Source organism: Sterolibacterium denitrificans (assembly GCF_900174485.1).
GTDB classification, from domain to species: Bacteria; Pseudomonadota; Gammaproteobacteria; order Burkholderiales; family Rhodocyclaceae; genus Sterolibacterium; species Sterolibacterium denitrificans.
In genome coordinates, this window is record NZ_LT837803.1 from 703,895 (window position 1) to 727,666 (window position 23,772).

Genomic DNA, 23,772 nt, shown 5'->3' on the forward strand with positions numbered 1-23,772 from the left:
TGCGTGTCGCGGACAATCAGCGTTTGGACAGGTCGATGGCCTTGGAACCGTAGAAGGTCTGCCCCTTCTTCGCCATGTCGCGCAGCAGTTGCGGCGCCTTGAACTGCTCGCCATAGGCGGCTTCCAGGCGATTCATTTCCTTGACCACGTTGGCGATGCCGATGGCGTCCATCATGCTGAACGGGCCACCGGTGTAGGGCGGGAAGCCCACGCCGAGAATGCCGCCCAGATCGCCGTCGATCGGCGAGGTCAGCACGCCTTCCTCGATGCACTTGGCGGCATCGACCAACTGCGGGTAAAGCATGCGCGCCTGGACTTCCTTCGCGCTCGGCTGCTCGCTTTGCGGCTTCTGCGGCCAGATTTCGTTGAGGCCGGGCCACAGCGTCTTGTTGCCTTCGGCGTCGTAGTCGAAGAAGCCCTTGCCGTTCTTGCGGCCGTGACGGCCATGCTTCTCGACCAGGGTTTCGACGACCGCCGAAGCGGCGTTCGGCTTGAAGCGGTCGCCCAGATCCTTGGCCTGCTGCTGCGCGGCGTGGTGGGCGACGTCGAGGCCGATCTCGTCGGAAACGGAGAGCGGACCGATCGGCAGGCCGACGATCTTGGCGGCGTTTTCGATGAGCGCGGGGCTCACGCCCTGCATCAGCATGTTCATGGTCTCGGTGATGTAGGCGCCGATGAAGCGGGTGGTGAAGAAGCCGGGGCCGTCATTCACGACGATCGGCGTCTTGCCCATCAATTGGGCCAGATCCAGTGCCTTGGCCAGCGCCGTCGGGTTGCCCTTCTTGCCGCAGATGACTTCGATCAGCGGCATGCGCTCGACCGGCGAGAAGAAGTGCATGCCGATGAAGTTCTCGGGACGCGCGCAGTTCTCGGACAGGTCGTTGATCGGCAGGGCCGAGGTGTTCGAGGCGATGACGGCATCCTTGGGCAGCACTTCTTCCAGCGCCTTGATGACCTTGGCCTTGATGCCGCGATCCTCGAAGACGGCCTCGACGACCAGTTGCGCGTCCTTCAACGCGGCGTAATCGGTGGTCGGGTGGATGCGCGCCAGCGTGGCATCGGCTTCGGCCTGAGTGGCGCGGCCCTTGTCGATGGCCTTCTTGTACTTCTTGGCGGTGTACTCCTTGCCCTTGTCGGCGGCTTCCTGCTTGAGGTCGATCAGCACCACCTCGACGCCTTCCTTGGCGCAGACGTAGGCCACGCCCGCGCCCATCAGGCCCGCGCCGATGACGCCGATCTTCTTGAACTCGGTCTTGGCCACGCCTTCAGGACGGTGCATCAGCTTGTTGGCCTTGCCCATGTTGATGAACAGGGTGCGGATCATGCCGCGCGAAACGTCGCCCTTCATCAGGCCGACCATGTACTTGGCTTCGATGCGCAGCGCGGTGTCCATCGGCAGTTGCGTGCCTTCATAGACCGCCGAGGCGATGGCCTGCGGGGCGGGCATGTTGTGGAAGGTACCCGCTTGCAGCATGGCGTTGCTGACCACCAGCATCTGCGCGACGTTCTGCGACGATGGCCCGGCGCCGCCGGGCACCTGGAAGCCTTTCTTGTCCCACGGCTGCACGGCGTTGGGCGTTTCCATGAGCCACTTCTTTGCTTCGGCCATGAGCTGGTCGGCGGGCACCACCTTGTCGATGAAGCCGGTGGATAGCGCCTTCTTCGGCGTCAGCGACTTGCCCTGCAAGAGTAGCGGCAGGGCTTCCTGGATGCCGATCAGGCGCGGCAGGCGCTGCGTGCCGCCGCCGGCGGGCAAGAGGCCGATCTGCACTTCGGGCAGGCCGAGCTTGATCTTGTCGTCGTCGGCGACGATGCGCGCGTGGCAGGCCAGGGCGATCTCGGTGCCGCCACCGACCGCCGTGCCGTTGATGGCGCAGACGATGGGCTTGCCGCATTTTTCCATGCGGCGGAACTGGCTGGAGAGCGACCAGATCTGCTCGAACATGGTCTTATTGGGCACGTTCGGCGCGTTCTCGGAGCGCTCCTCGATGCCCTTCAGGTCGGCGCCGGCGAGGAAGGCTTCCTTGCCGGAGGTCAGGATCACGCCCTTGATCGCGGCGTCGCTGGAAATGCGGTCGATGCTCTCGGTGAGCTCGTCGATGAACACCTGGTCGATGGTGTTCATGGTGCTGTCCTGCTTGTCGATCAGCAGCGTGGCGATGCCATCGGCATCGACGGTGAGTTGGAAGATCTGATTCATCTGTCTATGTCCTCGATGTCTGGATGCTTAGATGCGTTCGATGATGGTGGCCGTGGCCATGCCGGCGGCTTCGCACAGGGCGACCATGCCGTAGCGCAGGTTGCGGCGTTCGAGCTCGTCGATCACCGTGCCGACCAGCATGCCGCCGGTGGCGCCCAGCGGATGGCCCATGGCGATGGCGCCGCCGTTCACGTTCATCTTGTCGTGCGGCACCTGGAGCTCGTCCATGAACGCCAGCACCACCGAAGCGAAGGCTTCGTTGAGTTCGTAGAGATCGATGTCCTCGGCCTTGAGGCCGGCCTTCTGCAGGCAGCGGCGCGCGGCGGCGGAGGGGCCGTCGAGCATGATGGTCGGCTCGGAGCCGATCGTCGCGGTGGCGACGATGCGCGCGCGCGCCTTCAGACCGGCACGCTCGCCACCGGCCTTGCTGCCGATCAGCACGGCCGAGGCGCCATCGACGATGCCCGAGCTGTTGCCCGGGTGGTGGATGTGGTTGATCTTCTCGATCTCGGGATACTTCTGCATCGCCACGCCGTCGAAGCCGTAGGCCTGGCCGAGCATGACGAAGGCCGGCGCGAGGTTGCCCAGCGTTTCCATGGTGGTGTTGCCGCGCACCGTCTCGTCGCGGTCGAGCAGCACTTCACCGATGATGTCGCGCACCGGGATCACCGACTTGGCGAAGCGGCCCTCTTCCCAGGCCTTGGCGGCGCGCTTCTGGCTTTCGACGGCGTAGGCGTCGACGCGCTCGCGGGTGTGGCCGAGCTTGGACGCCATCAGGTCGGCGGCGATGCCCTGCGTGACGAAATAGGTCTTGAAGGCCACCGCCGGGTCGAGCGCCCAGGAGGCGCCGTCCGAACCCATGGTGACGCGCGACATGCATTCGACGCCGCCGCCGATGGCCAGATCGATCTGGCCGGCGCCGACCTTGGCCGCGGCGAGGTTCACCGCTTCCAGGCCGGAACCGCAGTAGCGGTTGATCTGGATGCCCGGCACGCTCTGCGGGTAATCGGCCACCAGCGCGGCGATGCGGCCGACGTTGCCGCCCTGTTCATGCACCGGCGTGACGCAGCCGAGGATCACGTCCTCGACCAGGCTGGTGTCGAGATCGTTGCGTTCGCGCAGGGCGACGAGCGTCTGTGCGGAAAGGTTGAGCGGCGTCACTTCATGCAGCTTGCCGTCGGCCTTGCCCTTGCCGCGCGGCGTGCGCACGCAGTCGAAAATGTAGGCGTCAGTCATCTGAAACTCCCAAGTCCTGATTGATGATGGATGAATGCGAAATGCAGGGTAAAGATTGAAGAGGTGAAATGGAAAAAGTTGAAGCAGGCGGAAAATCGAAAGCCTGGAAATGCGGGAAGGGGAAACTGGTTCTGCATCCTGCAACGGCTGGAGCCGAGTCCAAAGCCGCGCCGCACCTGCGAGGCGCCCATAGTAAAGGCATTCATTTTACGTCTTCGGAAACGCCGGAATTTCATGAACAATCAGCGCATCACACGATGATGATTGTTCCATCATATTGATATACAACAATATATTTAATATATATAAACTGAACATTATTTACGTAACGGGCTTTCTGGCGGATAATCGCCGCCATGTCCCGCGCCACCCTTCTCCCGTCCGGCAAGGCCACGCACGCCGCTGGTCGTCCACGCGTCGCGCGCGGCCCGCGCCGCAAGGACGCGCTCGCCGCGCCGCCGACGCGGCGCAAGCAGCCGGTGCAGAAGCGCGCCGAATTCACCGTCGCCGCCATCATCGACGCCGCCCGCGAGCTGCTGCTCAAGCATGGCGCCGATGCCGTCACCACGCGCCAGGTCGCCGCCCGCGCCGGCGTGGCCGTCGGCACGCTGTACCAGTACTTTCCCGACCGTGACGCCATCCTCATGCATCTGGCCAGCCAGATCATGGACGAGGAAGTCGATCGCACCACCCACCAGCTCGCCAATCTCTATCGTCATCCGCTGCGCGAGCTGATGGGCGCGCTCTACGAACGTTCCATCGAAGTCGAGCGCCGCATGCAGGCGCTCGACCGCGACTTCCACCGCCGCCACGCGCGCCACCTGAACTTCGGCCTGTCGCTGAAGGACAGGATCAGCATCCAGCCGCAGAACACCGAGACCCTGATCGCCAGCGCGCTGCGCATGATGTCCGACCACCGCGGCGAAGTCCGGGAAACCGACCGCGACCTCGCCTCCTTCATGATCGTCCGCGGCATGCGCAACGTCATGACCACCCTCGTCGAGGAACGCCCCGATCTGCTCGCCTCGCCGTCGCTGGCGCCGATGCTCACGAGGCTGGCGATGGCGATCTTCGATCTCGCCACCGAGCGGGCGGATGATGGGAGGGATGAAGTGGGATTCAGTCCCGCCGCCTCGCCATGAGCATGGCCCAATCTGCAATTCGCAATCCACAATCCTGATTGGGTATACTCGCCGGCACCGATGCGCAGGCGTTCTTCTCCTCATTCATCATTGATCATCGCATCGGTTTCCCTGGACAGGTTTCTCATCTCCGATGTCTTCTGCAGCTTTCCGCGGCTATCCGGCTTTTCTGCGCGGCTTCGTGCTGGTGCTGCTGCTCGTCGTGGCGCAGCTCGGCGCGCTGGCGCACGCGCTCGGCCATTTGCAGGGGGATGACGGTCAGGGGCACGCGCCGGAAACCGTCTGCGCATGGTGCGGCGCCTACGCGCAGAGCGGCAATGCCGTGTCCAGCGCGCCGGCCGCGCCGCATTTCGCCGCGGCATTGCCGCTGCATGAGGTTCTCCTGCCTGCCGCGCGGCTGCGCCAGGCCGTCTTTTACGCCTACCTGAGCCAGGCTCCGCCGCCGCTTTCCTGAAGTCTGCTGATGTGCGCGTCCGCCGTTCGGCGGGTGCGCGATATTCACTTGCCTGAAGGAAAGATCATGAAACGCATCCCCATCCGGGCGCTGGGCGCCCTCATGGCGCTGGCCCTGGCCGCGCCGGGCGCGGCTGGCGCCGAAACTGAAACCGAGCGGCTGCGCGCCGAATTCGAGCAAAAGCTCAAAGCCCTGCAGCAAAGTTACGAGGAGCGTCTGCAGGCGCTCGAAGCGCGTCTGGCGAGCAGTCAGGCGCAAGCCGCGCCCGCCGCAGCGCCGCCGCCTTCGGAGCCGGCCACCGCCACAGCCGCCACCGCTTTCAATCCGGAAATTTCCCTGGTGCTGCAAGGCGCCCTGGCCAAACGGAAGGATGTCGCGGAGCGCCAATTGACCGGCTTTTTCGGCGGCGCCCATGAGCATGGCGGCGGCGATGCGCGCGGCTTCACCCTGGGCGGCACCGAACTGACGCTGTCGGCCAATATCGATCCGTACTTCCGCGGCTACACCAACCTGTCGGTCGTCGACGACGAGATCGAAGTCGAGGAAGCCTGGTTCCAGTCGCTGGGCCTGGGCAACGGCCTGACGCTGAAGGGCGGCCGCTTTCTTTCCGGCGTCGGCTATGCCAACGAGCAGCATGCGCACGCCTGGGATTTCGCCGACCAGAACCTGATGTATCGCGCGCTGTTCGGCGAGCATCTGGTGCAGGACGGCGTGCAGCTCAAGTGGCTGGCGCCGACCGACGTCTGGCTGGAGTTCGGCGCCGAGTTGGGCCGTGGCCAGTTCTTCCCCGGTTCCGATGCCGGCGGCAATCGCAATGGCGCCGGCGCCTGGGCGGCCTTCGCGCACACCGGCGGCGACGTCGGCGATGCGCATAGCTGGCGTGCCGGCATCGGCTACGTGGCGGCGCGGCCGAAGCAGCGCGAGGCGCATCTGGAGGACAGTCTCGATGTCGAGGCGCTGACCGCTTTCAGCGGCGATTCGAAAACCTGGCTCGCCGATTTCGTCTGGAAGTGGGTGCCCAATGGTGGCGATGGCGGCGGCAGCCGGGCGCAGCACTTCAAGCTGCAGGGCGAGCTGTTCCGCCGCGCGGAGGACGGCGTGCTGGGCTGCGCAGATAATCTCGCCGACGGCGGCGCTTGCGCCGGTTACGTCGACACCTACCGCGCGCGCCAGAGCGGCGGCTATCTGCAGGGCGTCTGGCAGTTCATGCCCGGCTGGCGTCTGGGCTACCGCTACGACCGCCTGCATCCCGGCAGCGTCGACTTCGCCGGCCTGCCGTTCACGGCGACAGCCTACCGGCCGCTCAGGCACAGCCTGATGGCCGACTACTCGCCGAGCGAGTTCTCGCGCTTCCGCCTGCAATTCGCGCGGGACAAGGCGCAGCAGGGGCTTGCGGACAACCAGGTGACGCTGCAATACATCTTCAGTCTCGGTGCGCACGGCGCGCACAAGTTCTAGGAGGCGCACGCCATGAACCACATCCGTTCCATCCTGGCGCCATTGCTGCTCGGCGGCCTGATCCTGTTCGCCGGACCGGCCGCCGCCGCGCCCGACGTGCTCAACGTGCTCGCCTGCGAGCCCGAGTGGGCGGCGCTGACGCGCGAGATCGCCGGCGAGCGCGCTGCGGTCGATTCGGCCACCACCGGCATGCAGGATCCGCATCACATCGAGGCGCGTCCGGCGCTGATCGCCCGGGCGCGCCGCGCCGACCTGCTGATATGCACCGGCGCCGAACTGGAGGCCGGCTGGCTGCCGCTGCTGCAGCGCGAATCGGCGAATCCGGCGATCCAGCCGGGGCAGCGGGGCTACTTCGAGGCGGCGCGCTACGTTGCGTTGATCGAGAAGCCTGGCGCGCTCGACCGATCCCAGGGCGACATCCACGCCGCCGGCAATCCGCACCTGCACCTCGATCCGCGCAACCTGCTGCGCGTCGCCGACGCGCTGGCGACGCGCCTGGCCGAGCTCGACCCGGCAGGCGCCTCGGAGTACGCGGCGCGGCACGCCGATTTCGCCGCGCGCCTGAGCGCCGCCATCGCGCGCTGGGAACGGCAGGGCGCCGCGCTCAAGGACGTGCCGGTGCTGGTGCAGCACAAAAGCTGGTCCTACCTGGTCGACTGGCTGGGCCTCGAGGTGGTCGCCGACCTCGAACCGAAGCCGGGCATCGAGCCTTCCGCCGCCCATCTGGCGCAGGTGCTGGCGCGCCAGCAGGCGCGGCCGGCGAAGATGCTGCTGCGCGCCGGTTTCCTCTCGCCCAGGGCCGGCGAGTGGATCGCCGCCAGGACGCCGCTGCGCGTGGTGATCCTGCCGTTCACCGTCGGTTCGTCGGCGCGTGCGCGCGACTTGTTTTCGCTGTATGACGACATCCTCGACCGGTTGACGGAGGTGGCGCGATGAACTTCGACGGTTTGCAGGCCGGCATCCTGCTGCCGGCCTTCGTCGCCGGGTTGCTGGTGCTCGCCACGCACGTGCCGCTCGGCGCCGAGGTGCTGCGCCGCGGCATCATCTTCATGGATCTGGCCATCGCCCAGTTCGCCGGGCTGGGCATCGTCGCCGTGCATGCCTTCGCCGGCGAGGCCGAGGGCGACGATATCTGGCAGGCGCAGGCCGCCGCGGTCGGCGCGGCGCTGCTCGGTGCCTTGCTGCTGCGCTGGACCGAGAAGCGCGCGCCGCAGCGCCAGGAGGCTTTGATCGGCGTTTCCTTCGTCGTCGCCGCCTGCGCCGCGATCCTGCTGCTGGCCAAGGATCCGCACGGCGGCGAGCACATGCAGGCGCTGCTGGTCGGCCAGATCCTCTGGAGCACCTGGCTTGGTCTGCTGCCGCTCACCGGCATCAGCGCGGCGGTGCTGTTGCTGTGGTTCGCGCTGCGCAGCACGCGCGTGGCGCCGCTGGCCTTCTATCTGCTGTTCGCGCTGATCGTCACGGCCTCGGTGCAGGTGGTCGGCGTCTACCTGGTGTTCGCCAGCCTGATCGTGCCGGCGCTGGCCTCGGGCGGCCGGCTGCTGCCGGCCTGGCTCATCGGCGCGGCGGGTTATGCCGTCGGGCTGATCGCCTCGGCGCTGTTCGACCTGCCCGCGGGCGCGGCGATCGTGCTGGCGCTGGCGGGCTGCGCGCTGATTGGTGCCATGTTTCTCTCCCGCGATGCCGTGCGAATGCGATTCGGCAAAACGTGGTGGAGGCGGGAGGGATAAAATAACCAGCCCATATTCCGGCAGAGGAGACGCACATCATGAAAACGCCACTGATCCAGTTGCTTGCCCTGCTGATGCTGGCCGGGATCGGGAGTGTGGGAGGCGTGGGGAGTGCGCATGCGCAGGGCGTGCAGCCCGGTCTGTGGGAATTCAGTCACGACATGAAAATGCCCGGACAGCCCGACATGAACGCACGGATGGCGCAAATGCGCGAGCAGTTGAAGAACCTGCCGCCCGAGGCGCGCAGGATGATGGAGCAGCAGATGTCCGGCATGGGCGTGGGCATCGGTGAGGGCGGGGCGCTGCGCATGTGCATCACCCCGGAAGATGCCAGGGATGACTTCATCCGCGAGGGCCGGACGGAAGGCGATTGCACCTTTACCCAGGTCAAGCGCAGCGGCAACACCTGGCGCGGCCGCATCGTCTGCAAGGCGTCGGCAAGCCAGGGCGATTTCACCACCACCCTGCACGGCCCGACGCATTTTTCGACGGTGGCCAACATGACCAGCAAACAGCATGGCCGCGTCGACATGAAGAGCGAAGCGCGCCGCGTGAGCGGCGATTGCGGCACGCTGGGCAAGGCTGCGGCCAGGCCGCGTTGATTGCTGATCGCTTATCGCCGACCCAGCAGGTCGCCGATCATTCGAGACGGGCCAGACCTGCGCATTGCGCGGATGGCTTCCGCCGGCAGTGTCGTGAGCAAGGCTTGCCCAAAACGGGCGGCAGCCGCGCGGCGTGTCTTGTCCGCAACGCCGGCATGAACTAAATTTGCCCGCTTTCACAGGGATACCAGGGCATACCGAAAGGAGCGCGATCATGAGCAACGGCATCGGCCTCAATGAAGTCAAGGCGGTTTACAACGGCGCTGAAGGCGATCTGTGGGAACTCATCATGGGCCACCAGATTCACATCGGTGGTTTCCAGTCGTCGATGGATTTGTCCGAACGCGCCGGCATCGCGGGCGCTGCGCATGGCGTCGATCTGTGCTGCTGCAACGGGGCGGGGATGCGCTTTCTGACGCGCTTTCGCAATGTCGCCAGGATGACCGGCGTCGATGCCTCGATCACCGTGATCGAGCGCGGCCGCCAGCGCTCGGCCGAGGAAGGGCTGGGCGAGCGCATCGAGTTCGTCCATGCCGATGTCACCCAGAGCGGTTTGCCGGATGGCGGCGCGGATTTCGTCTGGGGCGAGGATGCCTGGTGCTATGTGGTCGACAAGCCGGCGCTGATCCGCGAGGCGGCGCGCCTGGTGAAATCCGGCGGCACCATTGCCTTTACCGACTGGGTGCTGGGCGCCGTGCCGATGAGCGCCGAGGAAAGCCGCCGGTTTCTCGCCTTCATGAAATTTCCGAATGTCGAATCCATTCCCGGCTATGTCGAACTGCTGAAGCAGAACGCCTGCCAGGTGGTCGAAGCCTCCGACACCGGCCGCTTCGATCCTTACGTCGATCTGTATCTGGCGATGGTGGACAAGCAGCTCACTTACGATGCGCTGCGCATCCTCAACTTCGATACCGACATGCTGGGCGCGGTGGCGGCTGAAATGATGTTCCTCAGCCAGTTGGCGAAGGAAGGCAAGATCGCCCAGGGCCGTTTCATCGCCAGAAAGAATTGAGCACCCATGCACTGGGTTTATCTGTTCACGGCGATCGCTTTCGAGGTGGTCGGCACCACCTGCATGAAGCTGTCGGAGGGCTTTACCCGGCCGCTGCCGTCGATCGGCGTCTTCGTGTTTTACTGTTCCAGCATCGTCAGTCTGACGATGGCGGTGAGAACCATGGAAATCAGCATCGCCTACGCCATCTGGTCGGCGGTGGGCGTTGCCCTCATCGCGGCGATCGGCGCCGTATTTTTTCATGAACAATTGACGCCGCCGCGGATTTTCTTTCTGCTCGTCATCATCGTCGGCGTGGTTGGACTCAACCTCAGCGGCCGCCAGGCAGGCGCTTGATTCAGGGCGTGCCGGGCGTTCTCGATTCCAGGTTATTCGTCACGGGAGAAAACATGCGTCCAATGATGCGCCCAATACCAATGATATGGATTGCCATCGTCATTGCCTGTCTGGCCGGCTGCGGGAAGGCCTCGGCGCCGGCGCGCGAAGCGGCTTACGCGACGGTAAGCGTGTTCTTCGCGACGGACCGGAATCAGACCGGGAAGACGAACCCGGGCGAGATGTTCGGGGCCGATCGCGCGAATCTCACCTACGGCACCTGCGAGGTCAGCGTGCCGCGCGACCATCGCATGGGCGAGCTCGAGTCGCCTTCGATCTGGCGGCTGGAGTTCCGCGAAGATCCCGCCAAACACGTCGTGCTGCTGAGGGCGGCGGTCGCCTCGAAAGACCGGTTTTTCGCAGACGTGGCCGAACGCGTGCGCCGATCCCAAGCGGGCAGCGCGTTCGTCTTCGTCCATGGCTACAACGTCACCTTCGAGGATGCGGCGCGGCGCACCGCGCAGATCACCTACGACCTCGGTTTCGACGGCGCGCCCACCTTCTATAGCTGGCCATCGCGGGGGGCAACGCCTGCCTATACCGTCGATGAGCAGAACATCGAATGGGCCCAGGCCAACCTGAGAAACTTTCTCGAGGACTTCTTCACGCGCTCGGATGCCGAGCATGTCTACCTGATCGCGCACAGCATGGGCAACCGCGCGCTGACCCGCGCCGTGGCTTCGCTGCTGGCCGACAAGCCGGCCTTGCGCCGCCGGCTTTCGGAGGTGATCCTGACCGCGCCGGATATCGATGCCGAGGTATTCAGACGTGACATCGCGCCAGCGCTGACGGCCGCGGGGCGGCCGGTGACCTTGTATGCCTCGTCCGCGGACAAGGCGCTGATTGCCTCCAGGAAGGTGCATGGTTACGCGCGGGCAGGGGATTCGGGCAATGGCCTGGTCGTCGTGCCGGGGATCGAGACCGTCGATGCAACGCAGGTCGATACCAGCCTGCTCGGGCACTCGTACTTTGCCGAGACCCGCTCGGTGCTGTCGGACATGTTCTACCTGATCCGCGACAACAAGCGGGCAGACCAGCGCTTCGGCCTGCGTCCCGTCGATGCCCAGGCGGGCCGTTATTGGGAATTCAAGCAATGAAGCCGCGCGCATCGTCGTCCGCCGCGGCCTGAGCCGAGCGCGGCCATGTCGCCGGCGTGCTACCAAGTGTTGGCCAACGCGGTGCTGATCGCGCATTTCCTGTTCGTGATCGGCGTGGTTGGCGGCCTGGTGCTCATCGTCTGGGGCGGCTTCCGCGAATGGGCCTGGGTGCGCAAGCTCTGGCTGCGCCTGGCCCATCTCGCGGGCATCGCATTGGTCGTGCTGGAATCCTGGCTTGGCGTCGCCTGCCCGCTCACCTCCCTGGAGCTATGGCTGCGCGAACTGGCGGGACAAGCCACCTACAGCGGCGACTTCATCGCCTACTGGGTGCGCCAGTTCATGTTCTTCACGGCGCCATCCTGGGTGTTCACCGTCTGCTATACGGCATTCGGCGTGCTCGTGCTGTTGAGCTGGTGGTGGTTTCCACCCAGGCCCGCGCGTCTCAGCGCATTGCAAAAGCCTCCTGCCGGAAGCTGACGCCGACGTCAGTGCGCCGCAGGGCGGCCAGTTCGCGCTGCAGCTTTTCCGCCAGACCAGACGGACCGCAGAACCAGATTTCCGTGCGTTGTCGTGCACGCTCCGCGTCGGTGAGCCGCAACTGTCCGGCGTCGAGCATTTCACCCTGTTTGTCGCCATGCACCCGCAACCGCACCATCGGCAGGTTGGCGCAGAGCGCTTCCAGGCGGGCGACGAAGGGATCGCCCTCGCGATCGCGCGTGCAGTAGTGCAGTTCGGCGGTCGGTGCCTGGGACGGCTGCTGCTGCAATGAGTCCAGCCAGGCCAGGAAGGGCGTGATGCCGATGCCGCCGGCGATCCAGATCTGCCGCGTCTTGCGGTTCACGCGATCGAGCTGGAAGCGTCCGTAGGGGCCTTCGACCTGGACGGCCTGTCCGACCTGCAAGCGATCGGCCAGACCGCGCGTGTAGTCGCCCAGGGCCTTGATCGACAAATCGATGCTCCGGTCGCCCCGATCCGCACTGGCAATGGTGAAGGGATGCGCTCCTTCGCCGGCATCGAAGGTGACGAAGACGAACTGGCCGGGTCGATGGCCGGGCCAGCCGTCGGCGAGCCGGCAGCGCACGCTGACCACCCCGGGCATGGGCTGCTCGATGGCGGCGATGCTGCCGACGACGCGGCGTCTGCGACCGATGGCGCCCTTCAGCGCCAGTACGCTGCCATATATGCCGAAGCCGAACAACAGCGCCAGCAGGAGGCCCAGCGGCTGGCGCCAGTAGGTGCTCGGCGCCCACATCACGGCATGAAAGACCAGCGCCAGATAAAGTATCGGCATGGCCCGGTGCAGCAGGCGCCATGGCCGATAGGGAAAGCGCTGCCACAGGGCCAGCGCCAGCATGGCCAGCAGAATATAGAAGCCCCATTCGCCTACGTCCTTGGCCAGATCGCGCGCCGGCTCCAGCGTGGCCAGTATCGTTTCCTTCGGCGGCTTGCCGGCCCGGCCGATGCTGGCCTTGAGAATGTCGCCGACGACTTCCTTCATCAGCCAGTGACCGAGGGCAAGGATACCGGCCCAGATGCCGGCCCATTTGTGCAGCCGATACATCTGGTCCAGTCCATGCAGCGGCCGCTCCAGCCAGGCCGGCCGGGCGGCCATGAACACCGCCAGCGACATCATGCCGATGGCCAGCAGGCCGCTCAGGTTGAGCAGCTCCTGGCGCAGGATCCACAGCGGATGCGCATTGGCCGTATGGGTCGTGGTGGCCACATGTCCGGCCCAGCCGAGGAATCCGAGCAGGATGACGCTCCCCAGGAGCAGGCGGCCGGCACGATTCATGGCCGGCTTCCCGCGGCTGACGGCAGATCGTCGCGACAACGGCGTTCGTTGCATTCGAGGCCGGCGCCGGATTGTCCGCCCGCCGTGCCGCGCCGGTTCCAGCCGTCCCGTTTGTCTTTTCCATCGCGCGGCCGCACATCGAGGACGACGCCGGTTTGCGGATGGACGTACAGCTTGACGCGCTGGCCATTCTGGTTGGTGGCCTTGACTTCATAAGCACTGCGTTCGCGCTCGATTTCATCGATGTTGCGGTAACCGGCGGCTTCCAGCCGGTTGTAGACCTGCCCGATGGTCAGCCATGGCGCCGATGCGGTCGATGCGTTCGATGTGGCCGGCGTGTTTGCGGTTGCGGATGCGGCCAGGCTCAGCGAGGCCGGCACGGCGATGGCGCTCGCCAGGATGAGGCCGAGGGTCAATGATTTGGTTTTCATGATGCGCTCCTTGAAATTGCAGGGAAGAAAAGTAACGAGGTAACGAGGTAACGAAGCAACGAAACCACGAAACCACGAAATCACAAGTACGTTGCGTCCGTTACGGGATGCACGATAAACAGGCGCTACTGAACCTGGCCTGAAGACTTCGTTCATGCTGCGTTCAGTTTTTCTGCGCTATAAAGAGCCCATGAAAAAACGACTGCTTGCCACTTTCGCCGGTCTCGCCCTGTTGGCGTATGCACACGCGCCCATCCATGCGGATGATTTGCGCGACCACGACCGCGCCCGCCAGGCGTTGCTGGCCGGCGAAATCCTGCCGCTGCGCGCGATCCTCGAACGGATCGAACGCGAGCAGCCGGGGCAGGTGATGGAAGTCGAACTGGAGCGGGAGCATGCCGAGGCCGGCTGGATTTATGAAGTCAAGCTGCTGAAGGCGGAAGGCAGCCTGCTCAAGCTGAAGATCGACGCGCGCACCGGCGAAATCCTCGGCATGAAGGAAAAAACGCCCAAGGCCGCAAACAAAATGCCGCACCGGGAATCCCGTTGATGCGTATCCTGATCGTCGAGGATGAACCCACGCTGGCCAAGCAGTTGAGCGCGGCCGTGACGGCGGCCGGCTATGTCGTCGATCACGCCGGCAATGGCATGGACGCGCGTTTCATGGGCGACACCGAGCCCTATGACGCGGTCGTGCTCGACCTGGGGCTGCCGCAACTGGACGGCCTGACGGTACTGAAGCAATGGCGCGCCGCCGGGCGTCGGATGCCGGTGCTGATCCTCACCGCGCGCGGCAACTGGCACGAGAAAGTGGCCGGCATCGACGCCGGCGCCGATGACTACCTGGCCAAGCCTTTCCACATGGAAGAACTGCTCGCCCGCCTGCGCGCCCTGATCCGGCGCTCCGGCGGCCATGCCACGAGCGAACTGGTCTGCGGCCCGCTATTGCTCGACACGCGCAGCAGCCGGGTCAGCGTGGCGGGCGAGCCGCTCGGTCTGACCAGCCACGAATACCGCGTGTTGGCCTATCTGATGCATCATCCGGGTGAAATCGTCACTCGCGCCGAGCTGACCGAGCACATCTACGCCCAGGATTTCGAACGCGACTCGAACACCGTCGAAGTCTTCATCGGCCGCCTGCGCAAGAAGCTGCCGTCCGGCCTGATCGAAACCGTGCGCGGCCTGGGTTATCGACTGAACGAGAAGGCAAGCTAGCCAAACAGCACCAGCAACCAGACGACCGGCACGTTGAGCAAGGCGATCAGCACCGCCGCGCTGCCCAGATCCTTGGCGCGTTTGGCGAGCGGATGCCGTTCCGTGGAAATGCGATCGACGACGGCTTCGATGGCGGAGTTCAGCAGTTCGACGATCAGCACCAGCAACAGGCTGGCCAGCATCAGCGCCTTGCCCGGGCCGCTGGCCGGTAGCCACAGCGCCAGCGGCAACAGCGGGATGATCAGCAGCAGTTCCTGGCGAAAGGCCGCTTCATGGCGAAAGGCGGCGATCAGCCCGTCGCGCGAATACACGCCCGCCCGCCAGATGCGGCGCAAGCCGCCGATACCGCCGGCCTGGCCGCTCCAGCCCGAGTTGCCGTCGTTCTTTTTCACTGCCGTCGTCCTCTGCCTCCGCATGCGAGAATTCTCGCATGTTTGACCGGCTGGCCACTTCCATGATTGCTGCCCATTCCACCGCTCGCTCCGCGATCAACGCCGACACTGCCGCCTGCCAGTTGCTGGTGGTGGAGGACGACGTGACGATCCTCGCCAATCTGGTCGAATACCTCGAGTTGCAAGGACACCAGGTGGATGTCGCCTACGATGGCCTGGCGGCCCAGCACCGGCTGGCCGCCCGCACCTACGATGTCGTCATCCTCGATCTGGGCCTGCCGCGCGCCGACGGGCAGGCGGTGCTGCAATATTTGCGCAATACCCTGGGGCTGGCCACGCCGGTGCTGGTGCTGACGGCGCGCGATGCCCTGTCCAGCAAGCTGGACACCCTGGCGCTGGGCGCTGACGATTACCTGGTCAAGCCCTATGCCCTGGCCGAGGTGGCCATGCGCGTGCAAGTCCTGCACCGGCGCGCGCGCGGGACGGTGGTCAGCGACCTGCTGCAGGCCGGCACGCTGTGCCTGGACCGGCGCCGGCGTGAGGCGCGCGTGCAGGATCAGGTGTTGCATCTGATGCCGCGCAGCATGCAGATACTCGAAGCCCTGCTGCTCGATCCGGGCCGGGTGGTCACCCGGCGGGCGCTGGAGAACCTGCTCTGGCCGGATGAAGACGTCGGCAGCGACGCCTTGCGCGGCCAGATTCATCTGCTGCGCAAAGCCTTGAGCCAGGCCGGCTATGATGGCCTGGAAACCGTGCATGGCGTCGGTTACCGCCTCAAATGCGCCTGATTCCCGTCCGCATCACGCTGCAGCAGCGCGTCGTCTGGGCCTTGACGCTGCTCGTGGTGTTGTTCGTCGCCTTGCAGGGTGGACTGGCCTATCTGTCGATGGCCGAGCAGGAAGACGATCTGGTCGACGATCTGGTGCAGACCGAAGCCCTGCGTCTGAAGGCGCTCATCGAGGAACGCGGCGCGGAAGCGGCTCGACAGCAATTGCAGTCGCCCGCGCTGGGACAGAATCTGAACGTCTGGCTGGTACCGGCGTCGCCGGGCGTTCCGCCGACCGAGCTGCCGCCCTACCTGCTTCAGCTCGGCGACGGCCCTCACCGCCTGAAGCAGGCGAGCGCCGAGCTGCATGTCTATATATTGGCGACGCCGGCCGGGCGCCTCTATCTGCAGTACGACGCCGCCGTGCATGAAGAGAAGGTGAACGAATTCGGCATCTTCCTGTTGGGTCTGACCCTGCTCTGCAGCGCGTTGGCCATTCTGGCGGCGCGTCAGTTGGCCGCCATCGTGGTCGCTCCCATGGAGCGATTGACGCGCCAGCTCACCGCCTGGGCGCCGGCGACACGAATGGAGGATGGCGAAGAACGCGACGAGGAAGCCCGGTTGCGCGCCGCCTTCCAGCGCGTGCAGGCGCGTTTCGAGGAAGGGCTGGCGCAGGAGCGCGAGTTCATGGCCAATGCCCGCCACGAGATCCGCACGCCGCTGACGGCCTTGCGTACCGATCTGGAAATGCTGGCGCTGCAAGCGGATGCGGCTGCCGGCCCACGCCTGCAACGCGCGCTGGACGGCGTCGATGAAATCGCCGCCGCGCTCGATCTGGCGCAAAGCCTGGCGCAGAAGCGCGCCCTGACGACCGAGCGCATCGATCTGGCCGACTGTGTCGATCATGCCTGGAGCAGCCTGGCCGGCACGCCGCACATCTTGCGGCTGCGGTTCGACAACCGCGTGGCGCGGACGGTGAGCGTCAGCGCCGATCGCCATGCGCTGCTCACCATCCTGCGCAATCTGATCCGCAATGCCGCCGAACACGCGGCGGCCAGCCACTGCAGCGTCAGTTACGGCGCGCGCGGCATCGAGGTGATGGATGACGGCATCGGCATTCCGGCCACGGAACAGCCGCTGCTCTTCGAGCGCCATTACCGTGGGCAGCGGCTGGATGTGGCGGCGAAACCCACGGATGCGTCGGCGGCCTTCATGCCGGCGCCGGCAGCGCTCGCGGCGGGCGAGGATGAGAGCAAGCCTGAGCGCGAACGCGGCATTGGACTGGCCATTGCGCGCCAGCTTGCCGAGCTGCATGGCTGGCAGTTGAGCGTCGAATCCACGGTCGGCGGCGGCAGTTGCTTCATCCTCCAGATGGAACACGGCTGATCGGCCGTTTCGCGTTGACGAAATTTCGACAATACGTCGACGCGAGTTTCACACCCTGCTGCGTAGAGTTCCGGGCTGTTCGAGGACACAGCCCATGTCACTGTCTGCACGGTTCTTCCGTCTCCACTTGCTGCTGATTCCCTGCCTGCTGGCATCGCTGGCCCTGCTGGCCCAGAGGAGTGGCCTGGATTTGACGCTGGCGCGGCTGTTCTACGCCGATGCCGCGCACGGTTTTCCGATGCATGACTGGCCGTGGCTGGAACTCTTCGGTCATCATCTGGCCAAGTCGGCGGTGACGCTGATCTGGCTGTCCCTGCTGGCGATCGCCATCATCAGCCAGTACTGGCGGCAGTGGCAGCCGCGACTGGCAAGCCGGCGGCCGGCGCTTTGGGCGGCCGTCGCCGGCATGGCCCTGGGGCCGTTGCTGGTCGTCTGGCTGAAGGAAATCAACACCCATCACTGCCCCTGGGATCTGGCCGGATTCGGTGGCAGCGCAGCCTTCAGCAGCGACTGGTTCGTCAGCCGCGCCGAAGCCGGGCATTGCTTTCCCGGCGGCCATGCGGCCAGCGGCTTCAGCTTGATCGCCCTGTATTTTCTGGCGCGCGCCCTGGATCTGCCCCAGGCGCGGCGCTGGCTGTGGCTGGCGCTGGGCGCGGGTTGCAGCTTCAGTCTGCTGCGCATGGCCCAGGGCGCCCATTTTCTCAGTCATAACCTGTGGGCGGCGGCGATCTGCTGGGGGCTGGCGGCGTTCAGCTTCAAATGCGCATCCCTGTTCGAACGGGGACGCTTCGCTGCGGCTTATCTGTCCAGGTCGAGCGATGCGCGCCAGCGAATGCTGCTGCGCATCGACGCATTCCTCACCGGCAAGGCGCATGGTCAGCAGACCGAGACCCTGATTTTGCTGACCGTGCTGCTGATCCTGCTGTTTGCCAATGCGCCATTCTGGCAGGGCCTGCTGGCCGGCCGCGACTGGCAGGAATGGGCCACCTGGCGCTTTGCCATCGCCAGCTTCGTCGCCCTGGCCGCGCTGCACTATCTGGTCATCGGCCTGCTGGCCACGCGCCTGTTGCTGCGTCCCTTGCTGGCCGTGCTGCTCATCGTTGCCATGCTGGCCGGCTACCACATCCGCCGCTATGGCGTCGTCATCGACCCGGCCATGCTGCGCAATGTCCTGCAGACGGATTGGCGCGAGGCGCGCGAATTGCTGAATCCGGACCTGTTGCTGTTCATGGCGCTGGCACTCGTGCCGCTCTTCTATCTCTGGCGCGTGCGCCTCGTCGTCCGGCCGCCTCGCCAGGCCGTGCTGGTGCGCGGCGCCAGCCTGCTGCTGGCACTGCTGGCAGGCAGCGCGGCCCTGCTGGTGAGCTTTCAGGACTTCGGCTCGGCGATGCGCAGCCACAAGGCGCTGCGCTATCAACTGACGCCGGGCAACGTGGTCTGGTCGTTGGCCAGGCTGGCCGTTGGCACGGTGCATGCCCAGTCGGTCGCGCCGCTGGCGCCGGTGCGGCGCCAGCCTCGGCCGGCCGGCATGCCGCGCAAACCGATGTTGCTGGTGATGGTGGTCGGCGAAACGCTGCGCGCGGCGAATTTCGGCCTCAACGGCTATGCCCGCATGACCACGCCCGAGCTGGCCGGACTGCCGGTGATCAATTTCCCTCATGTGACCGCCTGCGGCACTTCAACCGCCGTTTCGCTGCCCTGCATGTTTTCCGCTTTTGGCCGCGCGGACTACGATGAGTCGAAAATACGCAGCCATGAATCCCTGTTGCAGTTGCTCGCCCGCGCCGGCTATCGCGTCGGTTGGCTGGATAACCAGAGCGGTTGCAAGGGGGTTTGCGACGGCCTGGAATTCGTCGATCTGGGACAGCGCCGCGACGCCGGGCTGTGCGCGGGCGAACACTGTCTGGATGAAATCCTGCTGACGGGCCTGCGGGAGCAACTGCAAGCGGACGCGGAGGGGCGCCCGATCGTGGATCGCGTGGTGGTGTTGCACCCGCTCGGCAACCACGGCCCGGCCTACCATCGCCGCTACCCGGCGGCATTTGCCCGCTACCGGCCGGCTTGCAACGACGACGATCTGGGTAAATGCACGCGGCAGGAAATCGTCAATGCCTACGACAATGCGGTGCTGTATACCGATCACCTGCTGGCCCGGTTGATTGCTTTTCTGCAAACGCAGGCGGCCGAACGCGACGTGGCCTTGCTGTACGTTTCCGACCATGGCGAATCGCTGGGCGAATACGGCCTCTTTCTGCATGGCGTGCCCCAGGCCATCGCCCCGCGCGAGCAGCTCGAAGTGCCGATGCTGTGGTGGCTGCCCGCTGCCACCGCCCGGCGCCTGCAACTGGACACCGCCTGCCTGCGGGCACGCAGCGCAGGCCGATACAGCCACGACAATCTGTATTCCTCGCTGCTGGGTCTGCTGGAAGTGCAGACGCCCGGTTATCGTCGCGAACGCGACATGCTGGCGGACTGCCGCCGCCCGGGCAGCGTTTCAATATCCTCGGCCGGGCTTGCAGGCGAAGCAGGGCGGCAGTGAACAAGCGACGCTGACGAGAAAACCGCCAGGAGCCGTATGCCGGCGCAGGTTCATGAGGTGGATGAGCGGATCGAAGTCAGCGTGGCGGGCCACAGCCTACAGTGTCATGCGGCCTAGGTCGCGCGCGATTGCGGCGGGCGGCGGCATCGCCGACAGTGTCTGTTGCGCAAAGCTGCATAATTGCAGTTCCGGCATGAAAGGAGCAGGCATGTTGATCTGGCGATACCGCGGCGCAAATGCGGCAAGGCAATCCAGCCGGCCGGACATGCGTTCCCTGCGCCTGCGCCTGCTGCTGGGCACGCTGCTCTGGATCGCGGCTTCCATCATGCTGACCGGCTGGGGATTGGGACGGATGTTCCAGCAGCACGTGGCCCGCCAGTTCCATGCCGAGCTGCAGACCCACCTCGACCAATTGACGGCCCAGCTCGATCTGGATGCCCAGGGGCGGCCCCTGCTCAGGCTGCCGCTCAGCGATCCGCGTTTTCAGCGACCCTATTCCGGCTATTACTGGCAGGTGGATTCGCCGAACGAACGCGGCCTCCTGCGTTCGCGCTCGCTCTGGGACGAGGCGTTGAGCGTGCCGGCGGACCAACTGGCCGCTGGCGAAATGCAGCGCCATCATTTCATTGGCCCGCAGGATCAGGCGGTGGTCGTGGCCGAACGCAAGATCAGCGTCGATGGACGCGAACTGCGGCTCACCGTGGCCGCCGATGCCGAACTGATGAATGCGCCCGTGGCCCGTTTCCAGGGCACGCTCTGGCTGGCCCTGGCGCTGCTGGGCGGTGGCCTGGCCCTGGCGGCCCTGGTGCAGGTCTATGTCGGCCTGGCGCCTTTGCGCCGCTTGCAGGCGGCGCTGGTCCGGGTGCGCCAGGGCGACAGTCCGCAGTTGGCGGGCCGCTTCCCCAGCGAAGTGATGCCGCTGGTCGAGGAATTCAACAGCGTGCTTGGCCAGAATGCGGAAGTCGTCGCCCGCGCCCGCACCCAGGCCGGCAATCTGGCCCATGCGCTGAAAACGCCGCTGACCGTGCTGGGCAATGCCGCCGGCGCGGCGGAAAACCGCGACAGCGAACTGGCCCATCTGGTGAACGATCAGGTCGGCATCGCCCGTCGTCAGGTGGATTACCATCTGGCCCGCGCCCGGGCGGCGGCCACGGCGCGTCTGCCCGGCGCGCGCACGGCGGTGCAGCCGGTGATCGCGGGACTGTTGCGCACCATGCGCCGCCTCCACGCGGAACGCGGGCTGGAACTGCGTTTGCTCGACATGCCGGCCGCGCTGGCCTTTCGTGGCGAGGAGCACGATCTGCAGGAAATGCTCGGCAATCTCCTCGACAACGCCTGCAAATGGGCGCGCAGCCGGGTCGAAGTCGAAGTGCGCGCGGAGGAAACACATGGACAGGGCCGCTTGCTGCTGAGCGTGGCGGACGACGGCCCCGGCGTGCCCGCCGGCCAGCGGGAAATCATCCTGCAGCGAGGCATGCGCGCGGATGAACGAACGCCCGGCAGCGGCCTGGGCCTGGCCATCGTCGTCGACCTGGCGCGACTCTACGGCGGCGAGCTGAGGCTGCAGGAAGCGGCGTCGGGAGGTTTGCAGGCCGTCCTCGAACTGCCGGCCGCGCAGTGAGGCAGCGTGGAGTGTGGAGCGTGGATGCGGCTCAGCTCACCGATGCCACGCTGTTGAGCAACAGGCGCACCAACATGGTCTGGCGCGTCACGCCGGTCTTCGAGAAGATCGAGCGCAGGTGGGCGCGGGCGGTGTTCTTGCGGATGTTGAGTTCGGCGGCGGCTTCGTCCAGCGTCAGGCCGTTGGTGAGCAGCAGGGCCAGGGCGACCTCGGCCGAGGTGAAACCGAACAGGCGGCGCACCAGTTCGTGCGAGGGGGCGGGCTGGTGCTTGGGATCGCGGATGAACACGGCGACCTGCGGCCAGTCGTTGCCTTCGGAGAGATCGTTGCAGGGAATCGAACGCACCAGCACGCCCAGCTTGGGCTGGCCGGAAGGACGCGTCAGAGAAATGGCTTCGGTGATCACCGGCGAGGCGCTGGCGACGTTCGACAGGCCGTTCTTGATCAGGCGCTGCAGCTCGCGGTCTTCCAGGGCGTATTCGGCATGCAGCTTGCCTTTCACGACCTGGATGCCGTCCTTTTCTTCGAGGATGCCGTCGGCCACGCTGTTGCTGCGCACGATCAGCCCCTGTTCGTTGAGCACCACGGTGCCGATCTGCATGCGATCCATGGCGACGGCATACAGGCGGCGTTCCGACTCGATGCCTTCGACGCGCGAACGCAGCTTCACCGAGCGTTTCAGATGCGGCAGCAGGCGCTGGCAGAACGCCTTGTCCTGCTCGCTGAAATTTTTCTCCGTGACGGGTCGGGTGATGCGCAGACGGCATTCGCCGCCGCCTTCGATGCGGATATCGGCGCCGATGATGTAACGGATATTGTTGGGTTCGATGAACTGCTTGTAGAAATCGCCTTCGATCCAGGTGCGGATATCGATCATTTCGTCGATGGCGAGAACCCGGTCGGGCGGCAGGCCGACGAAGGGATCCAGCGAGAAGCCCTGAAACTGGTTGTAGGCCGCGCCGTAGAGATCCTCGCCATGCTCGCCGGCGCGCACCAGGATGGCCTGCTGGCTGATCGAGGCGGGGCGCAGGATCAGCGTGACCCAGTTGGCGCCGAGATACTGGCGCACCAGGCGCATCGCGCTGGCCCAGGGCACGTCTTCCAGCGGGCCTTCGTAGATCTGGCCAACCAGATCGCTGAACTGCTCGAACGACAATGACAGCGGCAGCTGTTCTACGGTCGTAGATGCCGGCTGCGCGGGCAGCGCCGTGGCTACGGACGCTGCCGCAGCCGTAGCCACCTTGGTTCGAGTTGTCCGGGTCGCTTTAGTCACTCGAAGCTATCACCTGCGGCAAAGAGACGAGAATACACCAGGCGGCGGCCAAGTGCGGCAGAGCTGGCTGCGGCGCCACCCGGGCAGCGGGATTCAAGGCGGAACCGGACTCAGGCAAGGCCGGCGGCTCAGACCCCGCGATACACCGGCTTGCGTTTTTCCATGAAGGCCATGGTGCCTTCCTTGGCATCGGCGCTGCCGGCCACGCAGACGCCGATGGCACCCTCGAATTCGAGGATTTCGTCCAGCGTCATGTATTGCGACATGTGGATCAGGCGGCGCGCCGCATCCACCGCCACGCTGGCGCGCTGCGCCAGCATGCGGGCGTATTCGAAGGCCGTTTCGAAATCCTTGCCTTCGGGCACCAGTTCGTCGATCAGCCCCAGTTCCTTGCACTCCTCGGCCTTGAAGACCTTGGCCGTCTCGACCATCATCAGCGCGTTGGAAAAACCGACGATGCGCGGCAGGAAGTAGGACATGCCGCAATCCGGCGCGACGCCGACATTGGTGAAGATCGCCGCCATCTTGGTCGTGCTGTCGGCGAAACGCCGGTCGCAGGCCAGCGCGTAGGCCAGACCGGCGCCGACGGCATGGCCGTGGATCGCGGCGATGACGGGCTTGTCCACCAGCACCAGTTGACGCATCACCTCGAAGAACGGGCCGCCGGGTGACTTGCGCTGCGAACGCGGAATGGGACGGTCGGCAGAGGACGTGCCCGGCATCGGCCGGTCGCCTTCGCCGGAAAGGAAGTCGACGTCGCCGCCGGCGCAGAAGGCGCGGCCTTCGCCGGTCAGCAGGATGGTGCGGACTTCATCCCGATAGCGCAGCTTGAGCAGCAGGGCGGCGAGCTCCTCGGCCAGATCCCAGCTCACCGCGTTGAGTTTGTCGGGGCGGTTCAGGGTGATGATGCCGACGTTGTCTTCGATGCGGAAAGTCAGGTATTTGTAATCTTCGGCCATGATGGGTGCGGGTGTATCCATTCAAATTGAGCAGAGGCAAAAACGCCTGCGGCGCCAGGCTGGCATGGCCAGCATCCGGCGCCACAGGCGAC

General features: G+C 65.7%; 24 protein-coding genes. 17 read left to right on the forward strand and 7 right to left on the reverse strand.

Annotation, left to right across the window (positions count from 1 at the left end; all coding sequences use genetic code 11):
- Positions 1–16: 16 nt before the first annotated feature.
- Complete coding sequence (locus SDENCHOL_RS03140; protein ID WP_154716016.1) at positions 17–2,200, reverse strand: 3-hydroxyacyl-CoA dehydrogenase NAD-binding domain-containing protein; 2,184 nt, start codon at positions 2,198–2,200, stop codon at positions 17–19.
- 27 nt (positions 2,201–2,227) lie between these two features.
- A complete protein-coding gene (locus SDENCHOL_RS03145) occupies positions 2,228–3,436 on the reverse strand; it encodes an acetyl-CoA C-acetyltransferase (RefSeq protein WP_154716017.1) in 1,209 nt (402 codons plus the stop codon).
- A gap of 68 nt (positions 3,437–3,504) precedes the next feature.
- Here SDENCHOL_RS03145 and SDENCHOL_RS03150 point away from each other — a divergent pair, with 68 nt between their 5' ends.
- From SDENCHOL_RS03150 to SDENCHOL_RS03200, 11 genes are all read left to right on the forward strand, one after another.
- Positions 3,505–3,717, forward strand: coding sequence for a hypothetical protein (locus tag SDENCHOL_RS03150; protein WP_154716018.1), 213 nt, complete (start codon positions 3,505–3,507; stop codon positions 3,715–3,717).
- Between the two features lie 75 nt (positions 3,718–3,792).
- Complete coding sequence (locus SDENCHOL_RS03155; protein ID WP_154716019.1) at positions 3,793–4,578, forward strand: TetR/AcrR family transcriptional regulator; 786 nt, start codon at positions 3,793–3,795, stop codon at positions 4,576–4,578.
- Between the two features lie 133 nt (positions 4,579–4,711).
- Positions 4,712–5,032 carry a hypothetical protein gene (locus SDENCHOL_RS03160; protein WP_154716020.1) on the forward strand — a complete coding sequence of 107 codons (321 nt, stop codon included), beginning with the start codon at positions 4,712–4,714 and terminating at the stop codon, positions 5,030–5,032.
- Between the two features lie 66 nt (positions 5,033–5,098).
- Positions 5,099–6,490, forward strand: a complete 1,392-nt coding sequence (locus SDENCHOL_RS03165; protein WP_154716021.1) for a TonB-dependent receptor — start codon at positions 5,099–5,101, stop codon at positions 6,488–6,490.
- Positions 6,491–6,502: 12 nt separating this feature from the next.
- Positions 6,503–7,426: a metal ABC transporter substrate-binding protein gene (locus SDENCHOL_RS03170; RefSeq protein ID WP_154716022.1), complete on the forward strand. Its 924-nt coding sequence runs from the start codon at positions 6,503–6,505 to the stop codon at positions 7,424–7,426.
- Positions 7,423–8,220: a metal ABC transporter permease gene (locus SDENCHOL_RS03175; RefSeq protein ID WP_154716023.1), complete on the forward strand. Its 798-nt coding sequence runs from the start codon at positions 7,423–7,425 to the stop codon at positions 8,218–8,220. The genes SDENCHOL_RS03170 and SDENCHOL_RS03175 overlap by 4 nt, the downstream gene beginning before the upstream one ends.
- A 38-nt stretch (positions 8,221–8,258) precedes the next feature.
- Positions 8,259–8,822 (forward strand): DUF3617 domain-containing protein, encoded by a 564-nt coding sequence (locus SDENCHOL_RS03180; RefSeq protein WP_154716024.1) that lies wholly within the window; start codon positions 8,259–8,261, stop codon positions 8,820–8,822.
- Positions 8,823–9,036: 214 nt separating this feature from the next.
- Positions 9,037–9,834 carry a class I SAM-dependent methyltransferase gene (locus SDENCHOL_RS03185; RefSeq protein WP_154716025.1) on the forward strand — a complete coding sequence of 266 codons (798 nt, stop codon included), beginning with the start codon at positions 9,037–9,039 and terminating at the stop codon, positions 9,832–9,834.
- Positions 9,835–9,840: 6 nt separating this feature from the next.
- Positions 9,841–10,170, forward strand: coding sequence for a DMT family transporter (locus SDENCHOL_RS03190; protein ID WP_154716026.1), 330 nt, complete (start codon positions 9,841–9,843; stop codon positions 10,168–10,170).
- 80 nt (positions 10,171–10,250) lie between these two features.
- Positions 10,251–11,306 carry an alpha/beta hydrolase gene (locus SDENCHOL_RS03195; RefSeq protein ID WP_197706826.1) on the forward strand — a complete coding sequence of 352 codons (1,056 nt, stop codon included), beginning with the start codon at positions 10,251–10,253 and terminating at the stop codon, positions 11,304–11,306.
- Between the two features lie 45 nt (positions 11,307–11,351).
- The gene (locus SDENCHOL_RS03200) at positions 11,352–11,783 is read left to right on the forward strand and encodes a DUF2784 domain-containing protein (protein WP_154716027.1); all 432 of its coding nucleotides are present in this window, start codon (positions 11,352–11,354) and stop codon (positions 11,781–11,783) included.
- Here SDENCHOL_RS03200 and SDENCHOL_RS03205 read toward each other — a convergent pair.
- Both SDENCHOL_RS03205 and SDENCHOL_RS03210 read right to left on the reverse strand, forming a co-directional pair.
- Entirely contained in the window at positions 11,749–13,098 is a 1,350-nt protein-coding gene (locus SDENCHOL_RS03205) for a ferric reductase-like transmembrane domain-containing protein (protein ID WP_154716028.1), read from the reverse strand. The two genes, SDENCHOL_RS03200 and SDENCHOL_RS03205, sit on opposite strands and share 35 nt — an antisense overlap.
- Positions 13,095–13,529, reverse strand: coding sequence for a PepSY domain-containing protein (locus tag SDENCHOL_RS03210; RefSeq protein WP_154716029.1), 435 nt, complete (start codon positions 13,527–13,529; stop codon positions 13,095–13,097). The genes SDENCHOL_RS03205 and SDENCHOL_RS03210 overlap by 4 nt, the downstream gene beginning before the upstream one ends.
- 190 nt (positions 13,530–13,719) lie before the next feature.
- Here SDENCHOL_RS03210 and SDENCHOL_RS03215 point away from each other — a divergent pair, with 190 nt between their 5' ends.
- Entirely contained in the window at positions 13,720–14,079 is a 360-nt protein-coding gene (locus SDENCHOL_RS03215; RefSeq protein ID WP_154716030.1) for a PepSY domain-containing protein, read from the forward strand.
- Complete coding sequence (locus SDENCHOL_RS03220; RefSeq protein WP_154716031.1) at positions 14,079–14,744, forward strand: response regulator transcription factor; 666 nt, start codon at positions 14,079–14,081, stop codon at positions 14,742–14,744. The genes SDENCHOL_RS03215 and SDENCHOL_RS03220 overlap by 1 nt, the downstream gene beginning before the upstream one ends.
- Here SDENCHOL_RS03220 and SDENCHOL_RS03225 read toward each other — a convergent pair.
- Positions 14,741–15,136, reverse strand: a complete 396-nt coding sequence (locus tag SDENCHOL_RS03225; RefSeq protein ID WP_269458624.1) for a diacylglycerol kinase — start codon at positions 15,134–15,136, stop codon at positions 14,741–14,743. The two genes, SDENCHOL_RS03220 and SDENCHOL_RS03225, sit on opposite strands and share 4 nt — an antisense overlap.
- Before the next feature lie 62 nt (positions 15,137–15,198).
- On the opposite strand from SDENCHOL_RS03225, the gene SDENCHOL_RS03230 reads away from it, so the two are divergent.
- From SDENCHOL_RS03230 to SDENCHOL_RS03245, 4 genes are all read left to right on the forward strand, one after another.
- Entirely contained in the window at positions 15,199–15,924 is a 726-nt protein-coding gene (locus SDENCHOL_RS03230; RefSeq protein ID WP_154717339.1) for a response regulator transcription factor, read from the forward strand.
- Positions 15,915–17,288, forward strand: coding sequence for an ATP-binding protein (locus SDENCHOL_RS03235; protein WP_154716033.1), 1,374 nt, complete (start codon positions 15,915–15,917; stop codon positions 17,286–17,288). Before SDENCHOL_RS03230 ends, SDENCHOL_RS03235 begins: the two co-directional genes overlap by 10 nt.
- Positions 17,289–17,382: 94 nt before the next feature.
- Positions 17,383–19,827: a phosphoethanolamine--lipid A transferase gene (locus SDENCHOL_RS03240; protein WP_154716034.1), complete on the forward strand. Its 2,445-nt coding sequence runs from the start codon at positions 17,383–17,385 to the stop codon at positions 19,825–19,827.
- Positions 19,828–20,035: 208 nt separating this feature from the next.
- Positions 20,036–21,448 (forward strand): sensor histidine kinase, encoded by a 1,413-nt coding sequence (locus SDENCHOL_RS03245; RefSeq protein WP_154716035.1) that lies wholly within the window; start codon positions 20,036–20,038, stop codon positions 21,446–21,448.
- Positions 21,449–21,479: 31 nt separating this feature from the next.
- Here the strand turns inward: SDENCHOL_RS03245 and SDENCHOL_RS03250 are convergent, their stop codons facing one another.
- Both SDENCHOL_RS03250 and SDENCHOL_RS03255 read right to left on the reverse strand, forming a co-directional pair.
- On the reverse strand, positions 21,480–22,721 hold the full coding sequence (locus tag SDENCHOL_RS03250) for a helix-turn-helix transcriptional regulator (protein ID WP_231912902.1): 1,242 nt from the start codon (positions 22,719–22,721) through the stop codon (positions 21,480–21,482).
- Positions 22,722–22,849: 128 nt separating this feature from the next.
- Positions 22,850–23,701: an enoyl-CoA hydratase/isomerase family protein gene (locus SDENCHOL_RS03255; RefSeq protein ID WP_154716036.1), complete on the reverse strand. Its 852-nt coding sequence runs from the start codon at positions 23,699–23,701 to the stop codon at positions 22,850–22,852.
- Between the last annotated feature and the right edge of the window lie 71 nt (positions 23,702–23,772).

Excerpts from the sequence above, each read along its gene's own strand:
- SDENCHOL_RS03140 (WP_154716016.1), bottom strand. The coding sequence starts at position 2,200 with ATGAATCAGATCTTCCAACTCACCGTCGATGCCGATGGCATCGCCACG.
- SDENCHOL_RS03145 (WP_154716017.1), bottom strand. The coding sequence starts at position 3,436 with ATGACTGACGCCTACATTTTCGACTGCGTGCGCACGCCGCGCGGCAAG.
- SDENCHOL_RS03150 (WP_154716018.1), top strand. The coding sequence starts at position 3,505 with ATGGAAAAAGTTGAAGCAGGCGGAAAATCGAAAGCCTGGAAATGCGGG.
- SDENCHOL_RS03155 (WP_154716019.1), top strand. The coding sequence starts at position 3,793 with ATGTCCCGCGCCACCCTTCTCCCGTCCGGCAAGGCCACGCACGCCGCT.
- SDENCHOL_RS03160 (WP_154716020.1), top strand. The coding sequence starts at position 4,712 with ATGTCTTCTGCAGCTTTCCGCGGCTATCCGGCTTTTCTGCGCGGCTTC.
- SDENCHOL_RS03165 (WP_154716021.1), top strand. The coding sequence starts at position 5,099 with ATGAAACGCATCCCCATCCGGGCGCTGGGCGCCCTCATGGCGCTGGCC.
- SDENCHOL_RS03170 (WP_154716022.1), top strand. The coding sequence starts at position 6,503 with ATGAACCACATCCGTTCCATCCTGGCGCCATTGCTGCTCGGCGGCCTG.
- SDENCHOL_RS03175 (WP_154716023.1), top strand. The coding sequence starts at position 7,423 with ATGAACTTCGACGGTTTGCAGGCCGGCATCCTGCTGCCGGCCTTCGTC.
- SDENCHOL_RS03180 (WP_154716024.1), top strand. The coding sequence starts at position 8,259 with ATGAAAACGCCACTGATCCAGTTGCTTGCCCTGCTGATGCTGGCCGGG.
- SDENCHOL_RS03185 (WP_154716025.1), top strand. The coding sequence starts at position 9,037 with ATGAGCAACGGCATCGGCCTCAATGAAGTCAAGGCGGTTTACAACGGC.
- SDENCHOL_RS03190 (WP_154716026.1), top strand. The coding sequence starts at position 9,841 with ATGCACTGGGTTTATCTGTTCACGGCGATCGCTTTCGAGGTGGTCGGC.
- SDENCHOL_RS03195 (WP_197706826.1), top strand. The coding sequence starts at position 10,251 with ATGATATGGATTGCCATCGTCATTGCCTGTCTGGCCGGCTGCGGGAAG.
- SDENCHOL_RS03200 (WP_154716027.1), top strand. The coding sequence starts at position 11,352 with ATGTCGCCGGCGTGCTACCAAGTGTTGGCCAACGCGGTGCTGATCGCG.
- SDENCHOL_RS03205 (WP_154716028.1), bottom strand. The coding sequence starts at position 13,098 with ATGAATCGTGCCGGCCGCCTGCTCCTGGGGAGCGTCATCCTGCTCGGA.
- SDENCHOL_RS03210 (WP_154716029.1), bottom strand. The coding sequence starts at position 13,529 with ATGAAAACCAAATCATTGACCCTCGGCCTCATCCTGGCGAGCGCCATC.
- SDENCHOL_RS03215 (WP_154716030.1), top strand. The coding sequence starts at position 13,720 with ATGAAAAAACGACTGCTTGCCACTTTCGCCGGTCTCGCCCTGTTGGCG.
- SDENCHOL_RS03220 (WP_154716031.1), top strand. The coding sequence starts at position 14,079 with ATGCGTATCCTGATCGTCGAGGATGAACCCACGCTGGCCAAGCAGTTG.
- SDENCHOL_RS03230 (WP_154717339.1), top strand. The coding sequence starts at position 15,199 with ATGATTGCTGCCCATTCCACCGCTCGCTCCGCGATCAACGCCGACACT.
- SDENCHOL_RS03235 (WP_154716033.1), top strand. The coding sequence starts at position 15,915 with ATGCGCCTGATTCCCGTCCGCATCACGCTGCAGCAGCGCGTCGTCTGG.
- SDENCHOL_RS03240 (WP_154716034.1), top strand. The coding sequence starts at position 17,383 with ATGTCACTGTCTGCACGGTTCTTCCGTCTCCACTTGCTGCTGATTCCC.
- SDENCHOL_RS03245 (WP_154716035.1), top strand. The coding sequence starts at position 20,036 with ATGTTGATCTGGCGATACCGCGGCGCAAATGCGGCAAGGCAATCCAGC.
- SDENCHOL_RS03255 (WP_154716036.1), bottom strand. The coding sequence starts at position 23,701 with ATGGATACACCCGCACCCATCATGGCCGAAGATTACAAATACCTGACT.